19 protein-coding genes are annotated in these 19,171 nt (G+C 65.8%); 16 read left to right on the top strand and 3 right to left on the bottom strand.

Annotation, left to right across the window (positions count from 1 at the left end):
- Positions 1–321: 321 nt before the first annotated feature.
- From D5041_RS07620 to D5041_RS07610, 3 genes are all read left to right on the top strand, one after another.
- Positions 322–1,470: an ABC transporter substrate-binding protein gene (locus D5041_RS07620; protein WP_265284237.1), complete on the top strand. Its 1,149-nt coding sequence runs from the start codon at positions 322–324 to the stop codon at positions 1,468–1,470.
- 138 nt (positions 1,471–1,608) lie between these two features.
- Positions 1,609–3,063: an exodeoxyribonuclease I gene (sbcB, locus tag D5041_RS07615; RefSeq protein ID WP_265284236.1), complete on the top strand. Its 1,455-nt coding sequence runs from the start codon at positions 1,609–1,611 to the stop codon at positions 3,061–3,063.
- A 19-nt stretch (positions 3,064–3,082) separates the two neighbouring features.
- Positions 3,083–4,330, top strand: coding sequence for a cystathionine gamma-synthase family protein (locus D5041_RS07610; protein ID WP_265257797.1), 1,248 nt, complete (start codon positions 3,083–3,085; stop codon positions 4,328–4,330).
- A 12-nt stretch (positions 4,331–4,342) separates the two neighbouring features.
- On the opposite strand, the gene D5041_RS07605 is transcribed toward D5041_RS07610, so the two are convergent.
- Together D5041_RS07605 and D5041_RS07600 are read right to left on the bottom strand one after the other, a co-directional pair.
- Positions 4,343–4,993, bottom strand: a complete 651-nt coding sequence (locus D5041_RS07605) for a lytic transglycosylase domain-containing protein (protein WP_265284235.1) — start codon at positions 4,991–4,993, stop codon at positions 4,343–4,345.
- Positions 4,994–5,019: 26 nt separating this feature from the next.
- On the bottom strand, positions 5,020–6,747 hold the full coding sequence (locus tag D5041_RS07600) for a proline--tRNA ligase (RefSeq protein ID WP_265283216.1): 1,728 nt from the start codon (positions 6,745–6,747) through the stop codon (positions 5,020–5,022).
- 93 nt (positions 6,748–6,840) lie between these two features.
- Here D5041_RS07600 and D5041_RS07595 point away from each other — a divergent pair, with 93 nt between their 5' ends.
- The 13 genes from D5041_RS07595 to D5041_RS07535 all read left to right on the top strand — a co-directional run bounded on the left by D5041_RS07595 (position 6,841) and on the right by D5041_RS07535 (position 18,678).
- Complete coding sequence (locus D5041_RS07595) at positions 6,841–7,500, top strand: RNA pyrophosphohydrolase (RefSeq protein WP_010100172.1); 660 nt, start codon at positions 6,841–6,843, stop codon at positions 7,498–7,500.
- A gap of 80 nt (positions 7,501–7,580) precedes the next feature.
- Positions 7,581–8,531, top strand: a complete 951-nt coding sequence (locus D5041_RS07590; RefSeq protein WP_010100170.1) for an ABC transporter ATP-binding protein — start codon at positions 7,581–7,583, stop codon at positions 8,529–8,531.
- Positions 8,528–9,283 carry an ABC transporter permease gene (locus D5041_RS07585; protein ID WP_010100168.1) on the top strand — a complete coding sequence of 252 codons (756 nt, stop codon included), beginning with the start codon at positions 8,528–8,530 and terminating at the stop codon, positions 9,281–9,283. The genes D5041_RS07590 and D5041_RS07585 overlap by 4 nt, the downstream gene beginning before the upstream one ends.
- 14 nt (positions 9,284–9,297) lie before the next feature.
- Entirely contained in the window at positions 9,298–9,540 is a 243-nt protein-coding gene (locus D5041_RS07580; RefSeq protein ID WP_010100167.1) for a BolA family protein, read from the top strand.
- Positions 9,541–9,553: 13 nt separating this feature from the next.
- On the top strand, positions 9,554–10,828 hold the full coding sequence (gene murA / locus D5041_RS07575; protein ID WP_265257801.1) for a UDP-N-acetylglucosamine 1-carboxyvinyltransferase: 1,275 nt from the start codon (positions 9,554–9,556) through the stop codon (positions 10,826–10,828).
- On the top strand, positions 10,825–11,496 hold the full coding sequence (hisG, locus tag D5041_RS07570) for an ATP phosphoribosyltransferase (RefSeq protein WP_010100164.1): 672 nt from the start codon (positions 10,825–10,827) through the stop codon (positions 11,494–11,496). Before murA ends, hisG begins: the two co-directional genes overlap by 4 nt.
- Positions 11,493–12,866: a histidinol dehydrogenase gene (hisD, locus tag D5041_RS07565; protein WP_265284234.1), complete on the top strand. Its 1,374-nt coding sequence runs from the start codon at positions 11,493–11,495 to the stop codon at positions 12,864–12,866. Before hisG ends, hisD begins: the two co-directional genes overlap by 4 nt.
- 88 nt (positions 12,867–12,954) lie before the next feature.
- Positions 12,955–13,638: an N-acetylmannosamine-6-phosphate 2-epimerase gene (locus D5041_RS07560; protein ID WP_029554014.1), complete on the top strand. Its 684-nt coding sequence runs from the start codon at positions 12,955–12,957 to the stop codon at positions 13,636–13,638.
- Positions 13,625–14,512: an ROK family protein gene (locus D5041_RS07555; RefSeq protein ID WP_265284233.1), complete on the top strand. Its 888-nt coding sequence runs from the start codon at positions 13,625–13,627 to the stop codon at positions 14,510–14,512. Before D5041_RS07560 ends, D5041_RS07555 begins: the two co-directional genes overlap by 14 nt.
- Before the next feature lie 22 nt (positions 14,513–14,534).
- Positions 14,535–15,854 (top strand): extracellular solute-binding protein, encoded by a 1,320-nt coding sequence (locus tag D5041_RS07550; protein WP_265284232.1) that lies wholly within the window; start codon positions 14,535–14,537, stop codon positions 15,852–15,854.
- A 60-nt stretch (positions 15,855–15,914) separates the two neighbouring features.
- On the top strand, positions 15,915–16,778 hold the full coding sequence (locus D5041_RS07545; protein ID WP_040891662.1) for a carbohydrate ABC transporter permease: 864 nt from the start codon (positions 15,915–15,917) through the stop codon (positions 16,776–16,778).
- On the top strand, positions 16,775–17,605 hold the full coding sequence (locus D5041_RS07540) for a carbohydrate ABC transporter permease (protein ID WP_265284231.1): 831 nt from the start codon (positions 16,775–16,777) through the stop codon (positions 17,603–17,605). Before D5041_RS07545 ends, D5041_RS07540 begins: the two co-directional genes overlap by 4 nt.
- 11 nt (positions 17,606–17,616) lie before the next feature.
- Positions 17,617–18,678: an ABC transporter ATP-binding protein gene (locus D5041_RS07535; protein ID WP_265284230.1), complete on the top strand. Its 1,062-nt coding sequence runs from the start codon at positions 17,617–17,619 to the stop codon at positions 18,676–18,678.
- Between the two features lie 41 nt (positions 18,679–18,719).
- Here the strand turns inward: D5041_RS07535 and D5041_RS07530 are convergent, their stop codons facing one another.
- A complete protein-coding gene (locus tag D5041_RS07530) occupies positions 18,720–19,028 on the bottom strand; it encodes a DUF2917 domain-containing protein (protein WP_265284229.1) in 309 nt (102 codons plus the stop codon).
- Positions 19,029–19,171 lie beyond the last annotated feature (143 nt).

The following is a 19,171-nucleotide window of genomic DNA, read 5'->3' as shown; positions in this document are numbered from 1 at the left end:
CGGGAATCGGCCCGAGTGGTGGGGAGATTGCGACGGGTCTGGTGCTTGCGGCGCAGGGGATGGTAAGGGCGTGTGAATTTTCCAATTTCGACTCCGCGCGCCGACCCGATGCGCGCCGGATTCCTTCCCCCGGGGCGCCCTTGCTTTGCTTGCCAGGGCCGGCGCGCCGTGGCCACCCGCTGCGGCTGCCATTCCATTACAGACCCTCGGTAAATTGCCGCAGACAATCGCCGACATTGTCTACCGGCACACCACCGGAAACCGGTAGCAAGAGGCCACCTCCTTGGCTCTCTCACGCAACACCGGGACGGGGATTTCAGCATGAACCAAGCCGCATGGGGTCGCAGACGGTTTTCCGTGGGCCTGGGCGCCGTGGCGCTGGGGGGCTTTCATTTGGCGCGGGCGCAGGGCGATGGCCGCATCGTGCTCGGGCAATCGGCCCCCTTCACCGGCCCCGCGGCCCAGCTCGGTGTGCAGTTCAACCTCGGGGCGCAGCTCTTTTTTGACCAGTTCAGCGCCCAGGGCGGCTTGGGCGGGCGGCAGGTGGAAATCCGCACCCTGGACGACGGCTACGAGCCCGAGCGCTGCGCCGAAAACACCCGCAAATTCATTGCCGACGAGGTGTTCGCGCTGTTTGGCTATATCGGCGCCCCCGGCAGCCTGGCTGCGCTGCCCTTTTTCACCAAGGCCAAGCTGCCGTTCTTCGGCCCCTTCTCGGGGGCCGAGGCGCTGCGCCAGCCGTTCAACCGCCTGATCTTTCATGTGCGCGCCTCGTACTACGACGAGACGGCGCTCATCGTGCGCCACCTCACGAGCCTGGGGCTCACGAAAATCGCGGTGTTCTACCAGAACGACTCCTACGGCATGGCCGGGCTCGACGGCATGACGAAGGCGCTGACCGCGATCGGTCTCGCCCCGGTGGCCACGGCGACGGTGGAGCGCAATTCGATCGACGTGAAGGCGGGAATCGAGAAGCTGATTTCCACCGCACCCCACACCGTGGTGCTCGTCACGGCCTACGCCTCGGCCGCAGCCTTCGTGCGCACCGCGCGCAAGGCGGGCTTTGGCGGGACCTTCTACAACGTGTCCTTCGTGGGCACGCAAGCGCTGGCCGACGCGCTCGGCGCGGACGGCGCCGGCGTGGTGGTCTCGCAAGTGGTTCCCTCGCCCTACCGGCCCGCGCACCAGATCACACGCGAGTTCCTCGAAGCCATCAAGAAGGGCGGCGACAAGGTGCAGCCCAACTATTCGAGCCTGGAGGGCTATCTGGTCGCGCGCGTGTTCATTGAGGGTCTGCGCCAGGCGCACGACAGCGGCAAGCTCACGCGCGAGAGCTTCATCGCAGGCACCGAGGCGATCGGCAACCGCACGATCTCGGGCTTTCCGGTGTCGTTCAGCGCCAGCAACCATGCCGCGTCGAAGTTCGTCGAAATATCCATGCTCTCCGGCGACGGGCGCGTGCGCAGCTGATCAGGGCCCGGTTCGGGGATGACGGGAAGATAAGTCAGCGCCGCGAGGGCGGGCCCGCGAACCGATCGGGCGGGCGCTCATTGCGCTTGCGCTTCCGGTTACAGTGGGCGCCTTTCCCCAACCGTCGGCCAATCAGCCATGCTGCCCCATACCTTTCTCTGGCACGACTACGAGACCTTTGGCACCGACACGCGCCGCGACCGCCCGGCGCAGTTTGCCGCGATCCGCACCGACGCCGAACTCCATGAAATCGGCGCGCCGCTGATGCTCTACTGCCAGCCCGCGAATGACTATCTGCCCGACCCGCAAGCCTGCCTGTTGACCGGGATCACACCGCAGCACTGTCTGGAGCAGGGCCTGCCCGAGCACCAGTTTGCGGCCCGCATCGAGGCCGAGTTCGCCCGGCCCGCAACCATTGGCGTGGGCTACAACAGCATCCGCTTCGACGACGAGATCACGCGCTTCATGTTCTGGCGCAACCTGATCGACCCCTACGCGCGCGAATGGCAGAACCAGTGCGGTCGCTGGGACCTGCTCGACGTGGTGCGCATGACCCATGCGCTGCGCCCCGACGGCATCACCTGGCCCCGGCAGGAAGACGGCAAGCCAAGCTTTCGGCTCGGAGACCTGAGCCGGGCCAACGGCCTGCTGCACGAGGCCGCGCACGATGCGCTCTCGGACGTGCGCGCGACCATCGCGCTGGCGCGGCTCGTGCGCGAGCACAACGCCAAGTTGTTCGACTTTGCGCTGGGCCTGCACAAGAAGGACCGGGTGGCCGCCGAGCTGCGCCTGCCCACCAGCGCCGCCGTGGCGCGGCCGTTTCTGCACGTCTCGGGAATGTTCCCGGTCGAGCGCGGCTGCCTGGCCGTGATGTGGCCGTTGGCCAACCACCCCGTGAACAAGAACGAATTGATTGCCTGGGACCTGTCCCAGGATCCCGCAGCCTTGCTCACCTTGGGCGCCGACGAGATCCGCCTGCGCCTGTTCACCAAGGCCGACGCCTTGCCCGAGGGCCTGACGCGCCTGCCGATCAAGACCATCCGCCTGAACCGCTCGCCGATGGTGGTGGGCAATGTGAACACGCTCACGCCCGCGCTGGCGCAGCGCTGGGGCATCGACCTGGCCCAGGCGGCGCAGCACGCCGAAGGCGCGCGCGCGTTACCCGACATGAGCGCCATCTGGCCTGCCGTGTTCGCCCGCGCGCCAGAGCCTGACCCCGATGTGGACCAGGACCTGTACGGCGGCTTCGTCGGCAACAACGACCGCCGCCTGCTCAACGACCTGCGCAGCAGCGCCGCAACCATGGGCGGCGGCCAAGGGGCCAAGCCGCGGGCGAGCTTTGACGACCCCCGGTTGGCCGAACTGTTCTGGCGCTACCGGGCGCGCAACTTCCCGGGCACGCTGTCGCCCGAAGAGACCGGGCGCTGGGATGCACACCGCGCCGCCTGCCTGTTCCATGGCGCGGGCGGGGCGCGCACGGTGGAGCAGTTCTTCGCCGAAATCGACGCGCTGTCTGACACCGCAGACGAGCGCGCGCAGGGCATCCTCGGCACCTTGTACGATTACGCCGAGCACATTGCACCCGAGCGCTGATGCGCGCCGGACAGCCACCATGACCGCACCCAGCCCCCCCCGTTTCACCACCCGCATCGTGCACGCCGACCGCTGGGGCGGCGCCGAGCAGGGCGCCGTCCACCAGCCGATCCACACCTCGGTCCAGTACGGCCATGCCCGGGTCGAAGACCTGATCGCCGTGTTCCAGGGAACGGCCAAGGGCGGCTTCAATTACGCGCGCCAGGGAACGCCCACCACGGCGGCGCTGGAGAGCAAGATCACGCAGATGGAACAGGGCCACGGCTCCATCGTTTTCGCCACCGGCATGGCGGGCATCTGCGCCGTTTTTCTCACCCTGCTCAAAGCCGGCGACCATCTGGTGGTGAGCCAGTTCGTATTCGGCAACACGAACAGCGCGCTGGGCACGCTCGCGGACCTGGGAATCGCGGTCAGCACGGTGGACGTGACCGACGCCGCGCAGGTGGCCGCCGCGCTGCGCCCCAACACGCGCATGGTGTTTCTCGAGACCATCGCCAACCCCGGCACCCAAATCCCCGACCTGGATGGCATTGGCGCGCTGTGCAAGCAGCACGGCCTGCTCTATGTGGTGGACAACACCGTCGCCTCGCCCTACCTCTTTCGCGCCGCCAGCGTGGGCGCGGGGCTGGTGGTCAACTCGCTGACCAAGAGCATTGGCGGGCATGGCGACGCGCTCGGGGGCGCCGTCACCGACACCGGCCTGTACGACTGGTCCGGCCATCCGAACATCTTTGCCGCGTACCGCAAGGGCGACCCCAAGGGCTGGGGGCTGCAACAGCTGCGCAAAAAGGGGCTGCGCGACATGGGCGCAACGCTTTCCTCGCAGGCCGCGCACCAGCTGGCGCTGGGCGCGGAAACCCTGGCATTGCGCATGGAGCGCAGCAGCGCCAGCGCGCTGGCGCTGGCGCAGTGGCTGGAGCAGCACCCCGCGATCGCGCGTGTGCTCTACCCGATGCTGCCGTCGCACCCCCAGCACGCGCAGGCGCGCCGGCACCTCAGGGCCGGTTCGTGGCTGCTGTCGTTTGAACCGCGCGACCCGGCGCAATGCCTGCCCCTGTGCAACCGCCTGCGGCTGCCGATCAGGGCCACGGGGCTCGCGGACACGCGCACGCTCATCATTCCGGTGGCGCATACCATCTTCTGGGAGACCGGCCCCGCGGCGCGCGCCGCCATGGGAATTACCGACGGCATGATCCGCCTCTCGGTCGGGCTCGAGGAGATCGAGGACCTGCTCGCCGATTTCGAGCAGGCGCTGGCGCCGGCCTGATCCCTGCGGTTTCTATGGTTTCTCGCTGAACGACCAGTTGCGCTGGGCGCCGAACACCGCGTCCGGGTACGGCGCGCGGCCGCGGCTGCCGTTGTAGCGCCCGAGGGCCATGAACAGGTTGCCCTGCTCCCGGTCGATGTAGTGGCGCAGGATCACGCAGCCGTAGCGCAGATTGGTCTGCATATGGAACAGTTTTCCCGGGTCGCCGTCACCGATCACGCGCGCCCAGAACGGCATGACCTGCATGTAGCCGCGCGCGCCCACGCTGGACACCGCGAACTTGCGGAATCCGCTTTCCACCTGGATCAACCCGAGAACCAGCGACACCTCGAGCCCCGCGCGCTTGGCCTCGTACCACACGGTCTGCAAGAACTCGTGGCGCACGCCCCATTCGGGCTTGCGGTGGCGCAGCCGATCGCTCATGGCGGTGAGCCAGCGCAGGTAGTGCAGGCGGGATTCGGTGCTGAAGAACTCCGGCTCGGGCGGCGCCCGATTGCCGATCGCCGAGCTCAGGGCCGTGCGCACGGAGTCCATCAACGGCTCCTCCAACTGTCCCCCCGCATGCGCGGTCTGCGGCGCGGCAAGCCACGCGGCAGGGGCCGAGAGCGCTGACAGGAAGCGCAGGCAGACGCGCCGCGACAAACCGCCCGGGATGGCCGGCATGGCACCGCATGCAGGCACCCGCTTGCTCATACGGCCATGCGACCCTTCACGTGCGCCAGGACGTCGGCGCAGGCCACCCTGGTGGCCGCCGGGTCGCGGCGGTGCTGGTATTCCAGCTGGCCCTCCCCGAGGCCGCGCTCCGAGATCACCACCCGGTGCGGAACGCCGATGAGCTCCCAGTCGGCAAACATGGCGCCCGGGCGCTCGCCGCGGTCGTCGAGCAGCACGTCGACTCCCGCAGCCAGGAAGTCGGCGTACAGTTTTTCCGCCGCCGCCTGCACGGCGGCGCTGCGGTCCATGCCGATGGGGCAGATCACGGCCGTGAAGGGCGCAATCGCGTCGGGCCAGATGATTCCGCGCGCGTCATGGTTCTGCTCGATCGCGGCCGCGGGCAGGCGCGTCACGCCGATCCCGTAGCAGCCCATCTCGAACAACCGGGGCTTGCCGTTTTCGTCCAGGAAGGTCGCGTTCATGGCCTGGCTGTACTTGGTTCCCAGGTAGAAGACATGGCCCACCTCGATGCCCCGCTCTATCGCCAGCAGCCCCTTGCCGTCGGGGGAGCGGTCGCCGGACAGCACGTTGCGCAGGTCCGCCACGGCGTCGGGCTCGGGCAGGTCGCGGCCCCAGTTCACACCGGTGACGTGGAAATCGGGCGCATTCGCGCCGCAGATCCAGTCCGCCATGAGTGCCACTTCGCGGTCGGCGACGATCCTGAGCGGCTTCTTCAGGCCGATGGGGCCCAGGTAGCCGGGCGGGCAGCCAAAGTGGTCTTCGATTTCGTCCCGCGTGGCGAAGCGAAAGCCCGCGTCCAGCCCCGGCACCTTGGCCACCTTGATCTCGTTCATCTCGTGGTCGCCGCGCAGCAGCAGCAACCAGACTTGGCTCTTGCTGCCCTCGTCCGTTGCCAGTACCAGGGACTTGACCGTGGTCTGCAGCGGGACGCCCAGCAGTTCGGCCACGGCGGCGCAGGTGCTGCTGCCCGGGGTCGCGGTCCTGGTCAGGGCCTGCGTGGCAGCGCCCCGGGGACCCGCGGGCGCCAGGGCCGCAGCCTTCTCCCTATTCGCCGCGTAGTCGCTCTGGGGACAGTAGGCGATCGCGTCCTCGCCGGTCGCAGCGAGCACCTGGAATTCCTCGCTCAGGTCCCCGCCAATGGCGCCGCTGTCCGCCGCCACCGCGCGGTAACTCAGGCCAAAGCGGTCGAAGATGCGGCGGTACGCCTGCGCCATGGCCTGGTAGCTGGCCTTCGCGCCCGCCTGGTCGCGGTCGAAGCTGTAGGCGTCCTTCATGATGAACTCGCGCCCGCGCATCAGGCCAAAACGGGGACGGCGCTCGTCACGGAACTTCGTCTGAATCTGGTAGAAGTTCCGGGGCAACTGCTTGTAACTGTGCAGTTCCTGCCGCGCGATGTCGGTGATCACCTCTTCGCTCGTGGGCTGCACGACGAAGTCGCGGCCATGGCGGTCCCGGATGCGCAGCAACTCGGGGCCCATTTTGTCGAAGCGCTGCGTCTCCTGCCAAAGCTCCGCGGGCTGCACCACGGGCATGGTCAGTTCCACCGCGCCGGCCCGGTTCATCTCTTCCCGCACGATGCGCTCCACCTTGCGGATCACCCGAAGCCCCATGGGCATGTAGCTGTAAATTCCTGCACCAAGCTTCCGGATCAGCCCCGCGCGCAGCATGAGTTGGTGGCTGATGATTTCGGCGTCGGCCGGGGCTTCCTTGAGGGTGGAGACAAAAAATTGGGAGGCTTTCATCGGGGTCGATTCCGGGCAGGGCAAGGCCGCCCACTTGTCGCGCACCAAGCGCCGTGCATAATGGACGCAGTTTAAAAATTTGGGGTTTCGATTATGCTTGACCAGGATGGCTTTCGGCCGAACGTCGGCATCATCCTGCTCAACCAGAAGAACAAGGTGTTCTGGGGCAAGCGCATACGCACCCACAGTTGGCAGTTTCCGCAGGGCGGCATTGACCGGGGCGAAAGCCCCGAGCAGGCCATGTTCCGTGAGCTGCACGAAGAAGTGGGCTTATTGCCCGACCACGTGCGCGTGGTGGCCCGCACCCGGGACTGGTTGCGCTACGAGGTGCCTGACCGCTACATCCGCCGCGATGCCCGCGGACATTACAAGGGCCAGAAACAAATCTGGTATTTGTTGCAGCTGACCGGACACGACTGGCAGCTGAATCTGCGCGCCACCAGCCATCCCGAGTTTGACGCCTGGCGCTGGAACGACTACTGGGTTCCGCTCGACGTGGTGGTGGAGTTCAAGCGCGGCGTCTACGAAATGGCGCTCACCGAACTGGCCCGCTACCTGCCACGCCCCGAGCAGCGCAATCGCTACCTGCGCGGCGGCATGCGCGCGCGCGAGGACACGGTCGCCGGCATGTACCGCAACGGTTCCATGCCCATCAACCCCTGCATGGAATTCCCGCCGGGTGCGAGCTTCGACCCGAGCCCGCAGGGCGACATGCCCGGGGAAGCAGCATTGCCCCTGAGCACGCCGCGTTGATTCCCGCATGCGAAACGCCTGCGCCGGGCAGGGCGCGCCCGGGGCGAATGCAACCTTATTAGCTTAGAATCGCAGGCTTTATGCCCGCAGTCTCCTTCCAAGCTGTCTCCAAGGCCTTTGCCACGCCCAAAGGTCCGCTGCAGGCACTCGATCAGGTCAGCCTGGACATCGAGGAAGGCGAGTTCTTCGGGCTCCTGGGTCCCAACGGGGCCGGCAAAACCACCCTCATCAGCATTCTTGCCGGCCTTGCGCGCGCGAGCAGCGGGCGCGCGCTGGTGCAGGGTTGCGACGTGCAGACCGAATTCGCCGCGGCCCGGCGCAAGCTCGGCGTGGTGCCCCAGGAACTGGTGTTCGACCCGTTTTTCAACGTGCGCGAATCGCTGCGCATCCAGTCGGGGTATTTCGGCGTGCGGAACAACGGCGCCTGGATCGACGAACTGCTGGAGAACCTGGGTCTGGCCGACAGGGCCGGCGCCAACATGCGCCAGCTCTCGGGCGGAATGAAGCGCCGGATGCTGGTGGCGCAGGCGCTCGTGCACAAACCGCCCATCATCGTGCTCGACGAACCCACGGCGGGCGTGGACGTGGAACTGCGCCAGACCCTCTGGCACTTCGTTGCACGCCTGAACCGGGAGGGCCATACCGTGCTGCTCACCACCCACTACCTGGACGAGGCCGAGGCCCTGTGCGGCCGCATCGCCATGCTCAAGTCAGGCCGCATCGTGGCCCTGGACCGCACCAGCGTGCTGCTCCAGGAGGCTTCGGGCAGCGTGCTGCAATTCAAGACCGACTCCGCCCTGCCCCCGGCGCTGGCCCGTCTGGCGCGCGTCACGGGCCGCGTCGTGCAATTGCCCGCGCACGACACCGTGGACATCGAGGGCCATCTGGCGGCGCTGCGCACGGCGGGGGTCGAACTGCACGACCTGGAGATCCGCCGGCCCGATCTGGAGGACGTGTTTCTGCAAGTCATGTCCGGCGCGCACGCGTCCCGACCTGCGGCTGCGGCTGCGGCTGTGGAGGGACAGGCATGACCGGCTGGAGCACCCTGTTCTACAAGGAAATCCTGCGCTTTTGGAAGGTGAGCTTCCAGACCGTGGCCGCACCGGTGCTCACGGCCGTTCTCTACCTGCTGATCTTTGGCCATGTGCTCGAGGGCCATGTGAAGGTCTACGAGCGCATCAGCTACACCGCGTTCCTGATTCCCGGCCTGGTGATGATGAGCGTGCTGCAGAACGCCTTTGCGAACAGCTCGTCGAGCCTGATCCAGAGCAAGGTCATGGGCAGCCTGGTGTTCGTGCTGCTCACCCCCCTGTCGCACTGGGCCTGGTTTGCGGCGTACGTGGGCTCGTCCATGGTGCGCGGGCTGGTGGTGGGGCTGGGGGTGTTCGCGGTGACGCTGGCGTTTGCCTGGCCCGGGTTCGCTGCGCCGCTGTGGATTCTGGTCTTCCTGATCCTGGGGTCCGCGCTGCTCGGCACGCTGGGGCTGATCGCCGGGCTCTGGGCCGACAAATTCGACCAAGTCGCGGGGTTCCAGAACTTCGTGATCATGCCCATGACCTTTCTCTCGGGCGTGTTCTATTCGATCAAGTCGTTGCCGCCGTTCTGGCAGGCCGTGAGCCACCTGAACCCGTTTTTCTACATGATCGACGGCTTCCGCTATGGCTTCTTTGGCCAGAGCGACCGCTCGCCGTGGATCAGTCTGGCCGTCGTCACCGTGGCCTGGCTCGCCGTAAGCGCCCTGGCCATGCATCTGCTGCGCACGGGCTACAAAATCCGCCACTGAAAACACCGGGCACCATGACCGCCGAAGAAATCAGGAAACTCATCGCATCCGGCATGGCCTGCGAGCACATCACGCTCGAAGGCGATGGCCGCCACTGGTACGCGACCATCGTCTCGGCCGAGTTCGAGGGCCAGCGCGCCATCGCGCGCCACCAGCGCGTGTACGCCACGCTGGGCGCAAGAATGCACACCGATGAGGTGCACGCGCTGTCGATGAAAACCTTCACCCCCGCAGAATGGGCCGCACAGGCGCAGTGAACGCTTTTTCGAGATGGACAAACTCCTGATTCGCGGCGGCCGCCGCCTGCACGGCGAGTTGCTGGTCTCCGGCGCAAAGAACGCCGCCCTGCCGCAGCTGTGCGCCGCGCTGCTCAGCGCCGACCCCGTGACCCTGCACAACGTGCCCCGGCTGCAAGACGTGCGCACCATGCTCAAGCTCTTGCGCAACATGGGCGTTGCGGCCGAGCGCTCGGACGACGGCGCGGTGCACGTTGACGCGCGCGTGCTCAGCACGCCCGAGGCCCCCTACGAACTGGTCAAGACCATGCGCGCCTCGGTGCTGGCGCTGGGCCCGCTGCTGGCGCGCTTCGGCGAGGCCACGGTGTCGCTGCCCGGGGGCTGCGCCATCGGCTCACGCCCGGTGGACCAGCATGTCCGGGGCCTGAGCGCCATGGGGGCGGAAATCGTGCTCGAGCACGGCTACATGATCGCCCGGCTATCCGCAGGCCGCACGCGCCTGAAGGGCGCGCGCATCACCACCGACATGGTGACGGTGACCGGAACCGAGAACTTCCTCATGGCCGCCGCGCTCGCAGAGGGCGAAACGCTGCTCGAGAACGCGGCGCAGGAACCCGAGATCGCCGACCTGGCCGAGATGCTGATCGCCATGGGCGCGCGCATCGAGGGCCATGGCAGCAGCCGCATCCGCATTCAGGGCGTTGAGCGGCTGCACGGCTGTAGCCACCGCGTGGTCGCCGACCGCATCGAGGCCGGCACCTTTCTGTGCGCCGTCGCGGCCACGGGCGGCGACGTGCTGCTGCGCCATGGCCGCGCCGACCATCTGGACGCGGTGATCGAGAAGCTGCGCGCAGCCGGCGTCGAGGTGCAGGCGGTGCAAGACGGCATCCGCGTGCAAAGCCCGGGCAGCGCCAAGCTGTGTGCCCAGGGCTTTCGCACCACCGAATACCCGGGATTTCCCACCGACATGCAGGCCCAGTTCATGGCGCTCAACTGCATTGCCCAGGGCCGCTCCACGGTGACCGAGACGATTTTCGAGAACCGCTTCATGCACGTCGACGAGCTGCTGCGCCTGGGCGCCAGGATACAGGTTGACGGCAAGGTCGCGGTCATCGAAGGCGTCGCCCGCCTGTCGGGTGCGACGGTCACGGCCACCGACCTGCGCGCCTCGGCGAGCCTGGTCATCGCGGGGCTGGTGGCCGACGGCGAGACCGTGCTCGAACACGTCCACCATCTGGACCGCGGCTACGACTGCATGGAGGCCAAGCTGCGCGGCATCGGCGCCGACATCGAAAGAGCGTCCGCATGATCACCCTGGCACTCTCCAAGGGCCGCATCCTCGACGCCACCCGGCCGCTGCTTGCGGCCGCCGGCATCGCGGTGCTGGACGACCCGGAGCACCCGCGCAAGCTCATCGTGCCCACCAACCAACCCCATCTGCGCGTGGTGCTGGTGCGCGCCAGCGACGTGCCCACCTACGTGCAGTACGGCGGCGCCGACCTCGGTGTCGCGGGCAAGGACCAGCTGATCGAGCACGGCGGCCAGGGCCTGTACCAGCCGCTGGACCTGGGAATTGCCCGCTGCCGCGTGAGCGTCGCGGTGCGCCACGACTTCGACTACGCGCAGGCCGTGCGGCAGGGCGCGCGCCTGAAGCTGGCCACCAAGTACACCAGCATCGCGCGCGACTTTTTTGCCGGCAAGGGCGTGCACGTGGACATGGTCAAGCTCTACGGCAGCATGGAGCTGGCCCCGCTCACCGGGCTGGCCGACGCCATCGTGGACCTGGTCTCCACCGGCAGCACCCTGCGCGCCAACCAGTTGGTCGAGGTCGAGCGCATCATGGACATCAGCTCGCTCCTGGTGGTCAACCAGGCCGCGCTCAAACTCAAACAGGCGCCGCTGCGCCGCATCATCGACGCGTTTGCCGCAGCCATCCCCGCAGAAGCAACGGCCGCGCCGAACCGGATCACGGCATGACCCTGGCCGCCGCCCCCGCACGCCTGAGCACCGCCGCAAGCAGCTTCGAGGCCGATTTCGTCGCGCTCCTGCGGGGATCTGCGACCACCGACGCCGCCATCGAGCAGCGCGTGCGCGCCATTTTGGCCGACGTGCAGCAGCGCGGCGACACCGCCGTGCTCGAGTACACCGCCCTCTTCGACGGCCTCAGGGCCCCGTCGCTGGCCGCGCTGGAACTCACGCAGGCCGACTTCGCGGCGGCCTTCGACGCCATTCCCGCAGCCCAGCGCGAAGCCCTGCAGGCCGCCGCCGCCCGCGTGCGCAGCTACCACACGGCGCAGAAAAGGGCCTGCGGCGAGAGCTGGAGCTACCGCGACGCGGACGGCACGCTGCTCGGCCAGAAGGTCACGCCGCTCGATTGCGTGGGAATCTACGTGCCGGGCGGCAAGGCGGCGTACCCCTCGAGCCTGCTGATGAACGCCATTCCCGCGCACGTCGCCGGGGTGCAGGAAATCATCCTCGTGGTCCCCACCCCCATGCGCGGCAGCCTGGCCACGGGCGGCGCGGGCGGGCAGGCCGCGTCGGGCCCGGGCGAGCGCAACGCACTGGTGCTCGCCGCCGCGCACGTGGCCGGCGTCACGCGCGCCTACACCATCGGCGGCGCGCAGGCCGTGGCCGCGCTGGCCTACGGCACGCAGACGCTGCCCCGGGTGGACAAGATCACCGGCCCCGGAAACGCCTACGTGGCCTGCGCCAAGCGGCACGTGTTCGGCACGGTGGGAATCGACATGATCGCCGGCCCGAGCGAAATCCTGGTGCTCGCCGACGGCAGCACACCGCCCGACTGGGTGGCCATGGACCTGTTCAGCCAGGCCGAGCACGACGAACTGGCGCAGAGCATCCTGCTGTGCCCCGACGCGGCCTATCTCGACGCCGTGCAGCACGCCATCGACCGCCTGCTGCCCACCATGCCGCGCGCCGCGATCATCGCCAAGAGCCTGAACGACCGCGGCGCGCTGATCCTGACGCGGGACATGCCGGAAGCCTGCACCATCAGCAACCGCATCGCCCCGGAACACCTGGAACTGAGCTGCCAGGACCCGCAGCGCTGGGAGCCGCTGCTCAGGCACGCCGGCGCGATCTTTCTGGGCGCGTACACCAGCGAATCGCTGGGCGACTACTGCGCCGGAGCGAACCATGTATTGCCCACCGGCGGCACGGCACGTTTCAGCTCGCCACTCGGGGTGTACGACTTCCAAAAGCGCAGCAGCCTCGTCGAGGTGAGCGCGGCCGGCGCGCAAACGCTGGGCGCCATCGCCGCCGAACTGGCCCAGGGCGAGGGCCTGCAAGCGCACGCGCAGGCAGCGCAGATGCGGCTCCAGCCACGCTGACCCGCACACCCGGGGCACCGCGCGGCCGGTGCACGGCAGGCGCTGGCCCGCTTCCGCTTGCAGAAAACGGTCCTCTATGATCCGGCGCATGCCTTCCTCCGTTCTGCATCAGCTGCACAAACGCCTCATCGTCTCTTGCCAGCCCACCCCGGGGGGCAGCATGGACTCCGTGCATTCAGTCCTTGGTTTTGCCGGCTCTGCCTTGGCTGGTGGTGCCGCCGGTCTGCGCATCGAAGGGGTCGATCGGGTCAGGGCCGTCAAGACGGCGTATTCCGAGCCTGTGATCGGACTGATCAAGCGCGACTTGGCCGACAGCCCCGTGCGCATTACCCCCTTGCTGGACGACGTAGAGGCTCTGGCCCTGGCCGGCGCGGACATCATCGCCGTGGACTGCACGGACCGTACCCGGCCGGCCACCGTGCGCGAGCTGATCGCGTGCATCCGCTCCCATGGGCGCTTGGCGATGGCAGATTGCGCCACTTTGGCGCAGGCACAAGCGGCGCTCGCCATGGGTGCCGACGTCGTGGGCTCGACGCTGTCCGGGTACACCGGCGGCCCGGTGCCGCACCCGCCCGATTTGGACTTGGTGCGCGCATTGCGAACGCTGAAATCTTTTGTGATTGCAGAGGGGCGCTTGAATACCCCCGAATTGGCCGCCCAGGCAGCTCGCGCAGGCGCTGACGCCGTGGTGGTGGGCAGCGCCATCACCCGCCCCGACGTCGTCACGTCGTGGTTTGCCCAAGCTACCATGGGTGCTTATGCCGAATGCTGAGCACCCTCCCGTTCTGGCGCTGGATATTGGCGGAAGCAAAACCATGGTCGCTTTGGTGCGGGGTGCTTCGGTGCAGGACGTGCGCACCCAGCCGACGACACAAGGCGTCAACCCGGCCCAATGGATACGCCAGGCTGCAGAGATGGCCGCACCGTGGCGCGGCGAATTTGGTTTGGTTGCCGCCGCGGTCACTGGCTTGGTGAGCCAGGGCGTGTGGAGTCCGTTGAATCCCAAGACGCTGCAATTCCCGGAGTTCTTTCCGCTCCAGCAGGCGCTGCTTGAACAATTCGCGTGTCCGGCCACGGCCATGAACGATGCGCAGGCAGCTGCCTGGGGCGAGTACCGCTTTGGCGCGGGCAAGAACAGTGACATGGTGTTCCTGACCGTCTCCACGGGCATCGGGGGCGGCATCGTGCTCCAGGGGCGCCTGCACCAAGGACGCCATGGCGTAGCAGGACATTTCGGCGTGAGCGCCGCCACCTGCGACGCAGGCCAGGAAACCGTCCGTTTGGAAGACACCCTCTCGGGACGCTGGATGGCAGAGCAGGCCGCATCGCTGGGCCACGGCGCCATGGATGCACAGCAGGTGTTCGCTTCAGCCCATGCGGGTGCCCCATGGGCTCAAAACCTGGTGCGCACTTCGGCACACAGATTCGCCGCACTGTGCTCGCACATTCAACTCGTTCTTGCACCTGATTGCATTGTTTTAGGCGGTGGCATTGGCTTGGCGCCGGGCTACCTGCAATGCGTGCAAGAGTATCTCGTACGCACTTCGGACGCTCTGCGACCCCATCTCGTCGCGGCCTCCTTGGGCTCTCACGCGGGAGCCATCGGGGCATCCGACTTCGCCACCCACTTTCAGCACCAACCATAAAGGAAACGACATGAGTATTTCTTTGACCAGGAAACTGGCGCGCTTGGCCGGCAGCCTGTTGCTGTCCGGACTGGGCGCGGCCCAGGCCGCAGTCACCGTATTGGGTTGGCCCGGCGGCCCCGAAGAGGCCGCGCTGCGCGCGGCGGTCAAGGTTTACAACGAACGCAGTGACGTGGCTGCGAACGACAAAGTGGCGCTGATTTTCTTCAGCCGGGACGGTTTCTATGACAAGCTGCAAGCCGACTTGGCAGCAGGCACCAAGGCATTTGATGCCAACCTCATTGCCACTTACTCCATTGGCCGTTACGCGCCGTTCATGAAGCCCGTCGATCTGGGAGTCAGTGCGACCGACTTATTTGGCAAATCGGTTCTCAGCACCATGCAATATCAGGGCAAACAGTTCGGCGTGCCCACCGACTTGAGCCTGCACTTCATGTACTTTCGCAGCGACTTGATTGACGGTTTGCTCAAGGACAAGGCCGCACACGGCGAATACGCTGCCATTGCCCAAAAGTATCTGGGACAATCCTTGACGCCCAAGGACCCCAACGAATGGACCTGGGACGACTACGCAGCCACGGCACTGTACTTCACCAAAGCCATCAACCCGAAAAGCCCCACCCGCTACGGAACTGTGTTGCAGCTCAAGAACCTGCTGTTCAACATGATGGTGTTCCATTCGCTGCCGCGCGCGTATGGAGCCGACTGGATGGATCCATCCGGAAATATCAGCGTGAACTCCGAGGCTTACAAGAAGGGCCTGCAAATCTACAAGACCCTGCTGGATGCCGGGACCACGCCAAAGGATTCCTTGTCGTATGAATACGCAGAGGCGAATGCCGCTTTCGCGTCCGGCGAAGTGGCCACCATGATGCAGTGGAACGCGGCAGCGGCCGACCTGAAGGACCCCAAAAAGTCACCCAAGGTTGCCAGCAAAACGGCATTCACAGCACCTCCCTCCGGCCCACAAGGCCGCTTCACTCACGTACATGGACTGGGCTTGGGCATCAATGCGCGCGGCACCAACACCGAAGGCGCAGCCAAATTCCTGCGCTGGTTGGCCACGCCCGAGGCCATGACCACCTATGCGCTGGCCGGTGGTGCTCCTGGCTTGTCGGAGTCGGCAGTGAAGGCTGTGGCAGACAAGCGGCCTGATCTGGTGCCCCTGGGAACCTATGCGACCCGGCACGGTTTCATGATGAATGGCGCAACTTCCGCCAAGGCATTGGGCGTGTATGAACTGCAAGCCAAGGAGTTCACCGGGTATTGGTCCGGCAAGCAAAGCCTGGAAAAAACCCTGGAAAAAACCGCAGCAGGCATGGCCAAATTGCTCAAGCCCTGATTCAGCTCCATCACCACGCCCCTTCCCCAGACACCGCCCTGGCCAGTCTGGGGGTATCGCATGCCTCACCGCTTCCAAAATCAGGCGCTGCTATTGCCGGTAGTGCTGTTCCTGCTGTTGATGCTGGGATTTCCCACGCTACTCAACATCGTCTACAGCTTCTCTGAAATCAGTTTCGAGAATTTACGCAGCCCGCGTCTGAGTGGCTGGGAAAATTATGCGGAGGTCTTGCGCGACGATGCCTTCTGGCAATCACTGGGCTTCTCGCTGCGCTTTGGCTTGGGCAGTGCCATTGCGGAAACGGCGCTGGGGTTTTTTCTTGCCATCTTCCTGGCACCCCTGATCCGCCAGCACCGCTGGACCTTGGCCATTTTGATGATGCCGATGATGGTGGCCCCCTCGATGATGGGACTGATGTATCGCTTGGTACTGCACGAATTCGTCGGGCCCATTCCTTACTACTGGGAACTGTACCTGGGCAGCAGCCCCTCCTTTTTGGGCACCGAATGGGCGTTCAGCACCATTTTTCTGATCGAAGTATTGCAGTGGACCCCCTTTACGTTGCTGCTTTTCTACATGGCCTACGAAGCGATACCACGCGACATGTGCGAGGCCGCCGCGGTGGACGGCACACGGCCCTGGCGCATGTTCTGGGCCATTGAGGCGCCGCAGTTGCTGCCCACCTTGGTCATCGCGCTGCTGATACGCTGCATTGACGGATTCCGGGTCTTTGACAACATCTATGTGCTCATGGGCAGCGGCCCGGGGGGCAGCACCATGTCCCTGTCGATTTACATCTACGAGTCATTCTTCAAGTCGGCGCAGTTGGGCAAGGCACTGGCCGCCTCCATCTTGCTGTTCTTGGCAGCGTTTGGCCTGCTGTACGCCAGCAGCCGCCTGATACGCCGTGGAGCCAAAGCATGAGCCGTGGCTACTCCTTGCTGCGCTGGGGTGTATTTCTGAGCGTCGCCCTGCTGTTCAACTTGCCGGTCATCAGCACGGCGGTCACCGCACTGAAGTCTGCTGCCGAGATGGGCACCAACCCGGGCTTTTGGATAGAACAACCCACGCTGAACAACTTGCGGGTCGTCCTCACGGTGAGTGAGCGCCTGAATGTGTATGGCTTCCTGAAGAACAGCCTGATTGCCGCGCTGATTGGCTCGGTATTGCCCATTGTGCTGAGCCTGCCGGCTGCCTACGCCATGGTGCGCAGGGGGGTAGGAAACCACGTGCTGCTGCCCCTGGTCGTGAACCTGCGGGCCATGCCACTGATCATCTTTGCAATTCCCTTGTACATGGCCTACCAGTACTTGGGGCTACTGGATACGCCCTGGGGCCTGGGGCTTATTTTGGCCGTGGTGAATTTGCCATTGAGCCTGATGCTCGTGGTCAACGCCGTATCTGAAATTCCTCTGGAAATGGATGAGGCCGCTCAAATGGACGGTGCGCGCATGCGCCACATGCTGTGGCAAATCGTGGTGCCCATTTGCCGACCCAGCCTGGCCACTGCCCTGGTGTTTGGCTTTATCAATGCCTGGAATGAATTCCTTTTCGGCCTGATGCTGACCACGCGCGATGCAGTGCCGATGACCGTTGGCGCTTCCTTCTTCTTTGCCTCCGGCGGTGGTGGGGTGGACTGGGGCTTGGCAGCCGCAGTGATTCTGGTGGCCTGCTTGCCTCCCATGGTGCTGGGCCTGCTGATGTACCGCCAAATCAGCAGCAGCATGCTGGCTGGCGCCGTCAAGGGATAAGTATTCACGTCATGGCAAGCATTCAATTACGACAAGTGAAAAAGACCTTTGGTCCGGTGGACGTGATCCAGGGCATTGATCTGCACATCAACGACGGCGAGTTCGTCGTGTTTGTCGGCCCATCCGGTTGTGGCAAATCAACCCTGCTGCGGCTCATTGCCGGCTTGGAGCAAGTCAGCGCCGGTTACATCCTGATAGATGGCAATGACGTCACCCATGCACCTCCTTACGATCGCGGGCTTTCCATGGTTTTCCAGTCTTACGCGCTCTATCCCCACATGAGCGTGTATGACAACATCGCTTTCAGCCTCAGAACACAGGGCATGGACAAGGGCAGCATTGCGCGCCGCGTCGATGAAGCCGCCCGCATGCTCCAGTTGGGCGACTACCTGGACCGCAAACCCAAGGCACTGTCGGGCGGCCAACGCCAGCGCGTAGCCATTGGGCGCGCCGTGGTCCGGAATCCCTCTGCTTTCTTGTTCGATGAACCGCTCTCGAACCTGGATGCCGCCTTGCGCGCAGATACCCGGTTGGAGATTGCGCGGCTGCACAAACAGTTGGGGACCACCATGGTGTACGTGACCCACGACCAGACCGAGGCCATGACCCTGGCCGACCGCATCGTGGTTTTGCAGGGTGGCAACATCATGCAAGCCAATACCCCCTACGACCTCTACGAGCGCCCAGGCAACACCTTCGTGGCCGAGTTCATTGGCAGCCCCAAAATGAATCTGATGGCGTGCGCAGGCGACTCGGCCCAGCATCTGCACATTGCAAACGGGCCCACCTTGGAGGTCCCGGCATTCCACTGCGCAACGGCCCATCAGATCGGCATCCGTCCGGAGCATCTCAGCCTGTGTGGTGCGGACACCGCTCTGCTGCAAGGCAGCATTGAGCAAATAGAGTACTTGGGCGCCGACTCTTGCTTGCATGTGAAACGCGAAGACGGCTCAATGATTACGGTCCGCGTTGCGGGCCGCAGCCGCTGCGCGCCCGGTGAAACCGTGCACCTGACTGCCGCGCTGGAGTCAGTGCACGTGTTTGACGTCGCTGGGCAGTCGCTGCGGCGATGATTTTTGCGTGCCGCAACGCTCGCTTGGCACGCCAAACTGGCTCAGACCACGCTGACCCGCACGCCCGGGGCGCCGCGCAGCCTGACCGCCTGCGCCGCCCAGACCAGATGCGCCGGCTCCTGCCCCACGGCGCTCATGCGCAGCCGCGCGGGGCCGCTGCACCACAGGCGCTGGCCCGCTTGCAGAAAATGGTCCTCCGGCCGGCCGTCGCAGGTCACCCAGGCGCAGCCCTGCTCGGCCTCAAGCAGAGCCCCTTCCCCCGCCCGAAAGCTCAGCACCTGAACGGCCTGCAGCGGCGCAAGAAACAGACGCTGCCATGGCCGGGCCGGGGCTTCGCGAACGGATTCCAATGGCCGGGACGGTCCATGGGCTGGCAGAGGGGGGCACAAGGTCTTCATGCCCGACACTGTGCCGCTGCCGCCCGCCAGCCACCAGCCACAGGCCGGTGCCACCTGGACCAATACAGAGAGCCAGAGTGGAGCTTCTGTACTGC

It is taken from the genome of Verminephrobacter aporrectodeae subsp. tuberculatae (assembly GCF_026127385.1).
Classification (GTDB): Bacteria; Pseudomonadota; Gammaproteobacteria; order Burkholderiales; family Burkholderiaceae_C; genus Acidovorax; species Acidovorax aporrectodeae.
Note: the sequence above shows the minus strand (reverse complement) of the source record. Positions and strands in the feature narration are given on the sequence as shown.

Bases quoted from the DNA above. Each gene is read 5' to 3' on its own strand.
- D5041_RS07620 (WP_265284237.1), top strand. From the start codon at position 322: ATGAACCAAGCCGCATGGGGTCGCAGACGGTTTTCCGTGGGCCTGGGC.
- sbcB (WP_265284236.1), top strand. From the start codon at position 1,609: ATGCTGCCCCATACCTTTCTCTGGCACGACTACGAGACCTTTGGCACC.
- D5041_RS07610 (WP_265257797.1), top strand. From the start codon at position 3,083: ATGACCGCACCCAGCCCCCCCCGTTTCACCACCCGCATCGTGCACGCC.
- D5041_RS07605 (WP_265284235.1), bottom strand. From the start codon at position 4,993: ATGCCGGCCATCCCGGGCGGTTTGTCGCGGCGCGTCTGCCTGCGCTTC.
- D5041_RS07600 (WP_265283216.1), bottom strand. From the start codon at position 6,747: ATGAAAGCCTCCCAATTTTTTGTCTCCACCCTCAAGGAAGCCCCGGCC.
- D5041_RS07595 (WP_010100172.1), top strand. From the start codon at position 6,841: ATGCTTGACCAGGATGGCTTTCGGCCGAACGTCGGCATCATCCTGCTC.
- D5041_RS07590 (WP_010100170.1), top strand. From the start codon at position 7,581: ATGCCCGCAGTCTCCTTCCAAGCTGTCTCCAAGGCCTTTGCCACGCCC.
- D5041_RS07585 (WP_010100168.1), top strand. From the start codon at position 8,528: ATGACCGGCTGGAGCACCCTGTTCTACAAGGAAATCCTGCGCTTTTGG.
- D5041_RS07580 (WP_010100167.1), top strand. From the start codon at position 9,298: ATGACCGCCGAAGAAATCAGGAAACTCATCGCATCCGGCATGGCCTGC.
- murA (WP_265257801.1), top strand. From the start codon at position 9,554: ATGGACAAACTCCTGATTCGCGGCGGCCGCCGCCTGCACGGCGAGTTG.
- hisG (WP_010100164.1), top strand. From the start codon at position 10,825: ATGATCACCCTGGCACTCTCCAAGGGCCGCATCCTCGACGCCACCCGG.
- hisD (WP_265284234.1), top strand. From the start codon at position 11,493: ATGACCCTGGCCGCCGCCCCCGCACGCCTGAGCACCGCCGCAAGCAGC.
- D5041_RS07560 (WP_029554014.1), top strand. From the start codon at position 12,955: ATGCCTTCCTCCGTTCTGCATCAGCTGCACAAACGCCTCATCGTCTCT.
- D5041_RS07555 (WP_265284233.1), top strand. From the start codon at position 13,625: ATGCCGAATGCTGAGCACCCTCCCGTTCTGGCGCTGGATATTGGCGGA.
- D5041_RS07545 (WP_040891662.1), top strand. From the start codon at position 15,915: ATGCCTCACCGCTTCCAAAATCAGGCGCTGCTATTGCCGGTAGTGCTG.
- D5041_RS07540 (WP_265284231.1), top strand. From the start codon at position 16,775: ATGAGCCGTGGCTACTCCTTGCTGCGCTGGGGTGTATTTCTGAGCGTC.
- D5041_RS07535 (WP_265284230.1), top strand. From the start codon at position 17,617: ATGGCAAGCATTCAATTACGACAAGTGAAAAAGACCTTTGGTCCGGTG.